Origin of the sequence: Candidatus Effluviviaceae Genus V sp., assembly GCA_014728125.1 — a bacterium.
Taxonomy (GTDB): Bacteria; Joyebacterota; Joyebacteria; order Joyebacterales; family Joyebacteraceae; genus WJMD01.
On the sequence record WJMD01000174.1, the window covers coordinates 1 to 9582 of the forward strand.

Genomic DNA, 9582 nt, shown 5'->3' on the forward strand with positions numbered 1-9582 from the left:
CGCCGTCTCGTGCGGCGTTGCGGGGCGCGAGATCATCGACGCCCGCGGCCGCGAGGCGTGGGAGGGCAGCGCCGCCGCTCCCCGCTCCGGGCACATTCCGCACAGCCTCCCGCTCGATCCGGCCGCTTTCATCGAGGACGCCGTCCTGATGAGCCCGGAGGCGTCGCGCCGGATGCTGTCCCGCTTCGGTCCCCGACCCTCGAGCCCGGTGGACCTCTCGTGGGAGTTCATCGTCCACGGGGACGGCCTCGCGGACGGCGCCCTCATGTACTATCTCCTCAGACGCGCGGGCGTGGAGCGCGTCCGCCTGTACGATGACGGATGGAACGCCTGGGTCGCCGACGACGGACTGCCGGTCGTCAGGACCATCGGCGCGACGGAACTCCGCGAACGACTGGCGCGGGAACGTCGCTGGTTCGCGCCGGACACGCCGCCGCCCGGCTTCGCGTTCTTCGATGTCAGACACTGGAGCGACCACCGCAGAGGACACATTCCCGGTTCGGTCAACCTGACCTCGCGGCTCTTCGACGACTCGCTCGATATCTACATCGCGGAGCACTGGCCCGAACTCGATCGAACGACCGACCCGATCGTGACCTACTGCTACGGTCCCGACTGCATCAGGAGCCGGCGCACGTCGACGATTGCAGCGAGAAAGGGCTTCCTCTTCGTCGAGCGGTTCTACGAGGGACTCGAGGGGTGGCGCAGTATCGGAGGGCCCATGGTGAAGAACGACGACGGAGAGTGACGGATCCGAGTCGGCCGCATACAGATACAGGGACCGCCCGGCACAGCGTGCCGGGCGGTCTCTTCATGTTCGGGCTGGTTGTGCTCTGCTAGAAGATGTCGCGGAAGAACCTCTTGATCTTCGTCCAGGTACCGTCCTCGACCGGCGACTCGGGTGTCGTCCGAATGTTGAGCTTGATGTCCTCGACGTGCCACCAGCCGGCGTGCTCCGGGGGAGCCTCGATGAACACCTCCTGGCAGACGAACTCGATCGGCTCGGTCGTCACGACCTCTGTGCAGTAGTTCGGGTAGACCTCGTGGTATGTGTGCTGGCGCCCGGAGAACGGCTCGAGGTAGATGTCGACGCGTCCCTCCATCGAGCGCAGCAGGTAGGTCGGCCCGACCCAGTCGATGTGGTGCCATTCACCGCCGAACTGGATGCTCTCGCACACATCGATGGATCCGTCGCCATTGCCGTCGTCGTGCCCGGTCTGCTCGACGTCCTCACAGAAGTTCGAGGCCGGATGCAGTGTGTGCCAGAATGAGCCGTCATCGGGCCACGAGTTGTCCGCCCGGATGCCCTGATACTCGAGCACCATCGGTTCCTGGGCGGCCGCCCCCGCGGCCAGCACCAGAAGAGCAGCTCCGCAGACGATCATCACTCGCATCATGTCTCCCTCCTCCCGCGCGCCAGTTGCGCGCCCTCGGTCCGTCGTCGACCCGCCGACCGACCACCGGTCAACGTACAGAAGTGCCTCCGGGAGCGCAAGGTGCAGTTTGCGTGCCCTTCCGGCGTTCGTCGTGCAGAGCCGAACGATGGTTCACTGTCGGACAACGAAGGGCTGGGGCTGTCTGATGGAGGGAGGAGAACAGACCGAGCGCCCGGCCGAATGACCGGGCGCTCGGTGGACTCACAGGATCCAGGGCTGGTCTAGAAACCGAAGAAAGACTTCAGCCTCGACCAGGTGCTCTGCTCGACGGGACTGCCGGCCTCTGTGACGGTGATGTCCAGTCGGACCTCCTCGATGTGCCACCAGCGACCGCCGACGAGAACGTTGTCGCATGCGGTCACTTCACCGTCGCCGTTGTCCTCCCAGCCTTCGACCGGGTAGTACATGCAGAACTCGGGACCCGCGACGACGTGCCACATCTGGCCCGTCGGATCGCCGGAGGCCTGCGGGTCTTCCGGCTCGACGAACCACGGCTCGCCGGTACCCAGATCGACCATGTAGTAGGTTGGTCCGGCCCAGTCGACGTGGTACGTGACGCCTCCGATCACAATGTTGTCGCAGACGCTGACGACACCGTCGCCGTTGTCGTCGTAGCTCTCCTGTGTGTGAACGACGCAGAAGTTCGGGTGGAGCTCGTGCCACTCAGAGCCGTCCGCCGGAATGTCGAAGCGGATGGGGGCCACGCCGAGCTCAAGGTACATCTGAGCACTGACCGGGGCCGCGAGCGAGACGAGCGCGATGAGCGTAAGAACGACACAACAACGCATGGCTACCTCCCTGATGGGCTCAAGGCCGCTTGTGGGCCGCGCACTCGCGCGGTCGCCCCGGCGAACGATACGCCGCCCGCCCTGAGGGCACCTCAGGGTACCACAGGCTTTCACTTGAGTCAATGAGCGTTTCCCGAGTGTCGCTCGATAACGTGATGTCCCTGCTTCACGTCGTGCGCCCAAGTTCCTTGACAGGGACTGCCGCGCTCCTAAGATGGAGGTTGCATGGGTGCAACGGTCCCGTCGAGGCCACTGACCCTCTGCGCAGGAGTGCCGATGGCAGACAACGAACGAGACAGACCGGAGCGCGGCATGTCGCCGGTGCAGGGCGGCCATCGCGAACGGGAGGTGCAGCCGCCAGTCGACGCGGCCGGCGTGATCCTCGACAGCATCGCCGAGGGTGTCTTCACGGTGGACGGCGAGTGGTGCATCACCTCGTTCAACCGCGCCGCCGAGGAGATCACCGGCACGCCGCGTGACGAGGCGATCGGCCGTCCGTGCTGGGAGGTCTTCCGGACAAGCATCTGCGAGTCGGCCTGCGCCCTCAAGGAGACGATGCGGACGGGGGAGAGGATGCTCAACCGCAGGGTCTTCATCGTGACATCCGAGGGTGAGCGAAAGCCGATCGCGGTCTCGACCGCGCTGCTCCGGGACGCGGACGGCGAGGTGGTCGGGGGAGTCGAGACGTTCCGGGACCTGTCGGTCGAGGAGACCCTTCGGAAGGAACTTCGCGGAAGAAGAGGGCTCGGCGACATGGTCGGCGGGAGCCGGCCGATGCGGGAGATCTTCGAGCTGCTCCCGGACGTCGCCGAGAGCATGAGCACCGTGCTTATCCTCGGTGAGAGCGGCACCGGCAAGGAGCTGCTGGCCCGGGCCATCCACGATCTCAGTCCGAGAAGCGATGGGCCGTTCGTCGTCGTGAACTGCGGCGCCCTGCCCGACAATCTCCTCGAGTCAGAGCTCTTCGGGCACAAGGCCGGAGCGTTCACCGGCGCGAGAGGCGACCGTGAGGGCCGTTTCGCGCGCGCCCGAGGGGGGACGATCTTCCTGGACGAGATCGGTGACGTCTCGCCGAACCTCCAGTCACGACTGCTCCGCGTACTTCAGGACGGGAGCTTCGATCCGGTCGGGGCCTCCCGGCCCGAGTCGTCTGACGCGCGCGTCATCGCCGCCACCAACCGCGACCTCGCCGGCATGGTCGAGAGCGGCGAGTTCAGGCAGGACCTCTACTACCGCATTAATGTCTTCCCGATGACACTCCCGCCGCTCCGGGAGCGCCGCGAGGACATCCCGTATCTCGTCGACCACTTCATCGAGCGGTTCCGGCGCCTGAAGGGCAAGGAAATCACCGGCATCGAGCCCGGGGCCCTTTCGCTCCTGATGCGGGCCGAGCTCCCCGGCAATGTGCGCGAGCTCGAGAACGTCATCGAACATGCCTTCATCATGGCCCGGGGCAGTACGGTCCGCGCGCGCCATCTGCCGGAGTCGGTCCGCGGACGGAGCGGACGGCCCGAACCGGCATCGTTCGACGACGCGGAGCGCGATCTCATCGTCCGCACACTGGCGAAGACGGGATGGAACCGGACGGCCGCCGCGCGGGAGCTCGGGATCCACAAGACGACGCTCTGGCGCAAGATGAAGAAGCTGGATATCGAGCCGCCCGCGTGATGTCCGGTCCGAGCCCCGTGCCTGCGAGTCGCGCCGGACCGCCGCTGCGTGTGAACCCGCTGGGTTGCGTGCCTGCAATATATGCCCTGTTGTGGGTTGCACTAGTGCATCATGCCTCCGCTCTTCACCGGCAGCACCCCCTCCGTCTGATGCTCGGTAAAGCCTTATAAGTTAGTCATTTGCGTGCGTCGCGAGCGCCGCTCCGCTGATTCGGCACGGTCTCTGCTGTATTGTATGACCGGAGGTTCATGATTTGCGTGTCGGCATCCCGATCTGGAACGAGCATGTGTCACCTGTCCTCGATGCGGCGGAGCGCCTGCTCGTCATCGAGTTCGAGGACGGAAAGCCGGACAGGACCGAGACGAGACGATTGGCGCGGGCGAGCGCTGCCGAGGTGGGCGCGTCCGTAAGAGGCGCCCGCGTCGACGTGCTCATCTGCGGAGCGTTGTCTGCCGAGCTCGCCCGCATCCTGGCCGGGAGCGAGACGCGGGTCGTTCCCTGGGTGACCGGCACAGCCGACGAGGTGGCGCGGGCCTTCATCGAGGGCACGCTCGGAGACCCGCGCTTCTCGCTGCCCGGCTGCCGCCGCGGCTTCGGCGGCAAGAGACGAAGACGTCGCGGCGGCGGCGTCGGGGGAGGAGGCAGGAGACGATGAAGATAGCAGTGACTTCGACGGGTGCCGATCAGTCGAGCGCGGTCGACGCGCGGTTCGGGCGCGCACCATGGCTCCATGTTTTCGACACGGATTCGGGAGAGCACACGGCGATCGACAACACGGCGAACGCACAGGGTCGCTCGGGTGTGGGTGTGACCACGGCGCAGCGCGTCGCGGACGCGGGCGCCGACGTCGTCCTGACGGGACGGCTCGGACCGAACGCCCAGCGCGTGCTCGAGGGCTCCGGGATCAAGGTCGTTCTCGGGGTCGACGGCACAGTGCGGGCCGCGGTCGATTCCTACACGGACGGAAGGTGAACGACACAGCAAGGGAGGTAGTGGAATGCCACGCGGAGACGGAACTGGACCGATGGGACAGGGACCGATGACGGGTCGCCGAGCGGGCTACTGTGCCGGCTACGGTGTCCCGGGATACATGAACGCGGCGCCCGGCGGCGGTTGGTACGGTCGGGGTCGGGGCGGCAGAGGCGGCCGCGGCTATCGTCACATGTACTACGCGACCGGCCTGCCCGGATGGGCGCGCTACGGGGCGCCGGCCTACGGACCGGCCTATGCCGGGCCGCAGGCGCCGACCCCGGAGCAGGAGACGGAGGCGCTCAGGGCCGAGGCCGGGCGTCTCGAGGATGCGCTCAGGGACATTCACTCGCGGCTCTCCGAGCTCGAGGAATCGGAGTCCAACGAATGACGGCGAGGGCGCGGGCGGTCCAACGCGGCCGGCCGCGCCCCACGTTTGACCGGAGGAGAGCGTGCGCGTCGCAGTGGCGAGCGGAAAAGGCGGGACGGGCAAGACGACGATCGCGACGGGGCTGGTTCTGTCGGCACGCGCGGCGGGACGCTCCACGGCATACGTCGACTGCGACGTCGAGGAACCCAACGGGCACATCTACCTTCGGCCCGAGATCGAGGCCGTGACACCGTCGACGACCACCGTTCCAGTGATCGACGAGAACTCGTGCACGCTCTGCAGAGCGTGTGCCGAGACATGCCGGTTCAACGCGCTGGCGGTCGCGGGACGGAGGGTGATGACGTTCCCCGAGCTCTGTCACGCGTGCGGGGCGTGCTCGCTGGTCTGTGCCGCCGGAGCGATCAGCGAGGAGCCGCGCGAGACGGGCCTGGTTCGTATGGGCGCGTCGGATTCAGTGAGATTCGTGGACGGCCGGCTGACCGTCGGCGAGGCAATGCCCGTGCCGCTTCTGCGGGACGTCATCGCGCGAGCACCCGACACCTCGTTGACCGTCTTCGATGCGCCGCCCGGCACGTCGTGCACCGTCGTCGAGACCCTCTCCGCCGTCGACCGGGTGCTCCTGGTCGTCGAGCCGACCCCCTTCGGGCTTCACGACCTCTCGCTGGCGGCTGAGCTCGTCGCCGATCTGGGGCGTCCCGCCCGCGTTGTCATCAACAAGGACGACGGCTCTGGTCGGGGCGAGGCGGCGGCGGAAGAACACGGGCTGGAGGTGGTCGGGAGCTTCCTGGAAGAGAGGATCATCGCGGAGATGTGCTCGAGGGGTGAGCATCCGGTGCGGTCCGACCGGGAGTACGCTGCAGAGATGAACAGGGTGCAGCGTGCTCTGGACGAAGCACGGGTGATCGGGGGCAGGTGATGAAGCAGCTCGTCGTGACCAGCGGCAAGGGCGGAACCGGCAAGACGAGCGTCGTCGCCTCGCTCGCCGCGCTCGCGGACGACATCGTACTGGCCGACTGTGACGTCGACGCGGCCGATCTTCATCTCGTGCTGTCGCCCGAGAGGCGGCGGCGCGAGGTCTTCTCGGCCGGGTTCCTCGCCGTCGTCGACGCCTCGGCCTGTGCCGGGTGCGGCCGCTGTGTCGAGGCGTGCCGTTTCGGCGCGATCACGCTCGAGGACGGCCAGGCCTCCGTGAACGCGTACGCGTGCGAAGGGTGTGGCGTGGGTGAGCTTGTCTGTCCCGCCGGCGCCGTACGGTTCGAGGAGACGGATGTGGGAGAGTGGTTCGTCTCGGACACGCCCGCCGGCCCGATGGTCCACGCGCGACTGCGACCTGGAGCGGAGAACTCCGGCAAGCTCGTGACCGTTGTGCGCCGCGAAGCGCGGGCGGAGGCGGCCCGGTGCGGGGCCGGTCTCATTCTGATAGACGGTTCACCGGGCATCGGGTGTCCGGTCATCGCATCGCTCACGGGTGCCGACCTCGCACTGGCCGTGACTGAACCCACGCTCTCAGCGCAGCACGATCTTGAGCGCGTCGTCGAGGTGTCGCGGATCCTCAGGACGCCGGTCGTCGTCGCGATCAACAGATGGGACATCAACCTCGATGTCACGAATGCGATAGAGGAGTGGTGTCACAAGGAAGAGCTTCCGGTCGTCGGCCTCATACCGTACGATACTGCTGTGACACGCGCCCAGATCGAGGGGCGGAGCGTGGTCGAGACATCCGACGGCGCCGCTGCCGCATCCCTCGATGCTCTCTGGCGGCGCGTCGAGGGGATTCTGACGGGGACGTCCGGGGAGGACTGATGGTCGAAGAGAGAAACTCGTGCGAGGATTGCTCGGCGGAGTCCTGCGGAGCGAAGACGCGAAACGACGGCGAGAGTGAACAGGACTTCAAGGACCGTCAGGCGCTCGCAAGACGGCTCTGCATGATCGACCACAAGATCCTCGTGCTGTCCGGGAAGGGCGGCGTCGGAAAGAGCACGGTGGCCTCCGGACTCGCCGTCGCGCTCGGGGAGCGGGGGCGGCGCGTCGGCCTCCTGGACGTCGACATCCACGGTCCGAGCGTGCCCCGGCTCCTGGGACTCAACGATACTCAGGTGACGGGATCACAGGATTCGATCAACCCGGCCGTGACCGGCTCCGGGGTCCGCGTCATGTCGGTCGGATTCCTGCTCACGGGGCCGGACGACGCGGTCATCTGGCGGGGCCCCCTGAAGTACAGTTTGATCAAGCAGTTCCTCAAGGACGTCGAGTGGGGACGTCTCGACTACCTGATCGTCGACTCTCCGCCCGGAACGGGCGACGAGCCGCTCGCCGTCGCACAGCTTGTGGATGACGCGGATGGGTCCGTCATCGTCACAACGCCGCAGATGTTGTCGGTCAGCGATGTCCGCCGTTCGATCGCCTTCTCGCGGAAGGTCAAGCTGCCTGTTCTCGGGGTCGTTGAGAACATGAGCGGGTTCGCCTGTCCGCACTGCGGCAAGGAGAGCGACATCTTCGGATCCGGCGGCGGCAGGACGATGGCCGAGGATGTCGGGGCGCCGTTTCTGGGATCGGTCCCGATCGACCCGGCGATGGTGTCCGCGGGCGATGACGGCGGGCTGGAGTCGTACCTCACCGGCGAGACGGCGGGAGCAGCGTCGTTCGCCGCGCTCGTCGACCGTCTGGTGGAGCTCGTCGAAGTCGGGGAGAAGTGACCGTCTCGAGAGCACGCACTGCAAAGGTGCTTGAGACTGTCGGGTCTGCCCACCCTCCGTCGGGCTGCCCCGACGGTTGATTCAGCCCCGTACCACAGCCGCGTGCGCGAAACACCCCTCCGGAGCGTCGGGTGCACCCGACGGCGCGGGCCTTCAACAACAGCCTCTCACCTGTGCGCTCGCGTATACTGACCCCTGTAAGTCAAGGCACTGAAAGCTGTTACACAGTGACCTCCGCGCCGGAAGCAAGCGGCACGGACCTTGCGTGTATGAGCAGCTGCCGACCCGGACCGCCGGGTACCGCCCGGTGACCGGAGGCGGCTGCGGCTGACGCACCGCAGGTTCTTGTTTCAGTCAGGAAAGGGGATCAGTAGTGGCGCATCGTCTCAAGGACATCGACGGAGTTCGCTACGTGGGCGACGCGCAGCGGGGCATCGTTCACGACAGGCACCACGAGGAGTGCGAGGACTGCCTGGTTGAGAACCTTGTCCAGCGTGGAGCTGCGGTCGGTTTCCGGCCGGACACGCTCGCACAGGCCTTCGACGAGGGCTACGACTACTGCGACTGGTGTCTGGACGGGTCCGACCCGGACGCGCCGCCGAAACGAAGCGAATCGGCGCCGTCCAGGAGAACGGTCCTGGGCATGGTTGCCTAGGTGTCCACTCAGCGCGGGTAGAGAGACCCCGCAGCCGGGCTTGCCCGGCTTACGCGCGCGATCGCGCGTAGATCGACCCCTCGGCTCCGGGGGGTCGATCGTGTTCTGAGAGGGGTTCGAAGCCTCCTGTGGTATACTGACCCAACCCTCATCCACAGACAGGAGGCCTCATGCGAACCTCGGTCGACTGCGTTCCGTGCTTCATGGACCAGGCCCTCAGAGCCGCGCGCATGGCGTCCGACGACCCGTCGGTGCACGAGGAGGTCGTTCGCGCTGTCTCCGCCCGCGTGGCCGACTTCGACCTCTCGAAGTCGCCGCCTGAGATGGGGCGGGTCATCCACGACATCGTCCGCAGGACGACCGGCGACACCGATCCATACGCCGGCGTCAAGAGGGCGTACACCCAGGCCGCACTCGAGCTCCTTCCCGAGCTCGAGCAGCTCTCCGAGGCGAGCGACGACCGGCTCGAGACGGCCGTCCGCATCGCCATCGCCGGGAACATCATCGATCTCGGCTCCAATCCGGACCTCCGGCCGGACTCGTTGAGACGCTCGCTCGAGAGTGCACTCGATGCGCCCCTGGACGCTGCGGGGCTGGAGAGACTGAGAGAGCTGGCCGGGTCCGCAGAGGACATCCTCTACATCGGAGACAATGCGGGGGAGACGGTCTTCGACAGGGTTCTGCTCCGTGAGCTGGCGGCGGAGAGGGTGACCTACGCCGTGCGCGGCCGGCCTGTCATAAACGACGCGACGAGAGACGACGCCGAGGCCGCGGGGCTGGGTGAACTCGTGAGGATCATCGACAACGGCTGGGATGTCCCCGGGACCATCCTGAGCCAGGCCGGGGACGCGTTCAGGGACCTCTTCGACAGGGCCGATCTGGTGATCGCGAAGGGGCAGGGGAACTACGAGACGCTGAGCGGCGTGTCGCGCGAGGTCGTCTTCCTGCTGCGGGTCAAGTGCCCGGTCATCGCTCGGGA

General features: G+C 67.0%; 12 protein-coding genes. 10 read left to right on the forward strand and 2 right to left on the reverse strand.

The window, feature by feature from the left end; translation table 11 throughout:
- On the forward strand, nt 1–748 hold a 748-nt coding region (locus tag GF405_10390), incomplete at its 5' end, for a hypothetical protein (GenBank protein ID MBD3368558.1).
- A gap of 88 nt (nt 749–836) precedes the next feature.
- Here the strand turns inward: GF405_10390 and GF405_10395 are convergent.
- The gene (locus GF405_10395; GenBank protein MBD3368559.1) at nt 837–1397 is read right to left on the reverse strand and encodes a hypothetical protein; all 561 of its coding nucleotides are present in this window, start codon (nt 1395–1397) and stop codon (nt 837–839) included.
- Nucleotides 1398–1657: 260 nt separating this feature from the next.
- A complete protein-coding gene (locus GF405_10400; GenBank protein ID MBD3368560.1) occupies nt 1658–2224 on the reverse strand; it encodes a hypothetical protein in 567 nt (188 codons plus the stop codon).
- Between the two features lie 312 nt (nt 2225–2536).
- On the opposite strand from GF405_10400, the gene GF405_10405 reads away from it, so the two are divergent.
- From GF405_10405 to GF405_10445, 9 genes are all read left to right on the forward strand, one after another.
- Complete coding sequence (locus GF405_10405; GenBank protein MBD3368561.1) at nt 2537–3892, forward strand: PAS domain-containing protein; 1356 nt, start codon at nt 2537–2539, stop codon at nt 3890–3892.
- Between the two features lie 253 nt (nt 3893–4145).
- A complete protein-coding gene (locus GF405_10410; protein MBD3368562.1) occupies nt 4146–4547 on the forward strand; it encodes a dinitrogenase iron-molybdenum cofactor biosynthesis protein in 402 nt (133 codons plus the stop codon).
- Complete coding sequence (locus GF405_10415) at nt 4544–4864, forward strand: dinitrogenase iron-molybdenum cofactor biosynthesis protein (GenBank protein MBD3368563.1); 321 nt, start codon at nt 4544–4546, stop codon at nt 4862–4864. Before GF405_10410 ends, GF405_10415 begins: the two co-directional genes overlap by 4 nt.
- Before the next feature lie 25 nt (nt 4865–4889).
- Nucleotides 4890–5252 carry a hypothetical protein gene (locus tag GF405_10420; GenBank protein MBD3368564.1) on the forward strand — a complete coding sequence of 121 codons (363 nt, stop codon included), beginning with the start codon at nt 4890–4892 and terminating at the stop codon, nt 5250–5252.
- A 61-nt stretch (nt 5253–5313) separates the two neighbouring features.
- Nucleotides 5314–6168, forward strand: coding sequence for a P-loop NTPase (locus tag GF405_10425; GenBank protein MBD3368565.1), 855 nt, complete (start codon nt 5314–5316; stop codon nt 6166–6168).
- Nucleotides 6168–7055 (forward strand): (4Fe-4S)-binding protein, encoded by an 888-nt coding sequence (locus GF405_10430; protein MBD3368566.1) that lies wholly within the window; start codon nt 6168–6170, stop codon nt 7053–7055. Before GF405_10425 ends, GF405_10430 begins: the two co-directional genes overlap by 1 nt.
- Nucleotides 7055–7948 carry a P-loop NTPase gene (locus tag GF405_10435; GenBank protein MBD3368567.1) on the forward strand — a complete coding sequence of 298 codons (894 nt, stop codon included), beginning with the start codon at nt 7055–7057 and terminating at the stop codon, nt 7946–7948. The genes GF405_10430 and GF405_10435 overlap by 1 nt, the downstream gene beginning before the upstream one ends.
- 373 nt (nt 7949–8321) lie before the next feature.
- Nucleotides 8322–8603 carry a hypothetical protein gene (locus GF405_10440; protein MBD3368568.1) on the forward strand — a complete coding sequence of 94 codons (282 nt, stop codon included), beginning with the start codon at nt 8322–8324 and terminating at the stop codon, nt 8601–8603.
- 170 nt (nt 8604–8773) lie between these two features.
- Nucleotides 8774–9582, forward strand: an 809-nt coding sequence (locus GF405_10445; protein ID MBD3368569.1) for a DUF89 family protein, incomplete at its 3' end; no start/stop codon positions are given.

What these genes read in the sequence shown, in the direction of transcription:
- GF405_10400 (MBD3368560.1), bottom strand. Translation starts at nt 2,224, where the DNA reads ATGCGTTGTTGTGTCGTTCTTACGCTCATCGCGCTCGTCTCGCTCGCG.
- GF405_10435 (MBD3368567.1), top strand. Translation starts at nt 7,055, where the DNA reads ATGGTCGAAGAGAGAAACTCGTGCGAGGATTGCTCGGCGGAGTCCTGC.
- GF405_10415 (MBD3368563.1), top strand. Translation starts at nt 4,544, where the DNA reads ATGAAGATAGCAGTGACTTCGACGGGTGCCGATCAGTCGAGCGCGGTC.
- GF405_10420 (MBD3368564.1), top strand. Translation starts at nt 4,890, where the DNA reads ATGCCACGCGGAGACGGAACTGGACCGATGGGACAGGGACCGATGACG.
- GF405_10395 (MBD3368559.1), bottom strand. Translation starts at nt 1,397, where the DNA reads ATGATGCGAGTGATGATCGTCTGCGGAGCTGCTCTTCTGGTGCTGGCC.
- GF405_10405 (MBD3368561.1), top strand. Translation starts at nt 2,537, where the DNA reads ATGTCGCCGGTGCAGGGCGGCCATCGCGAACGGGAGGTGCAGCCGCCA.
- GF405_10430 (MBD3368566.1), top strand. Translation starts at nt 6,168, where the DNA reads ATGAAGCAGCTCGTCGTGACCAGCGGCAAGGGCGGAACCGGCAAGACG.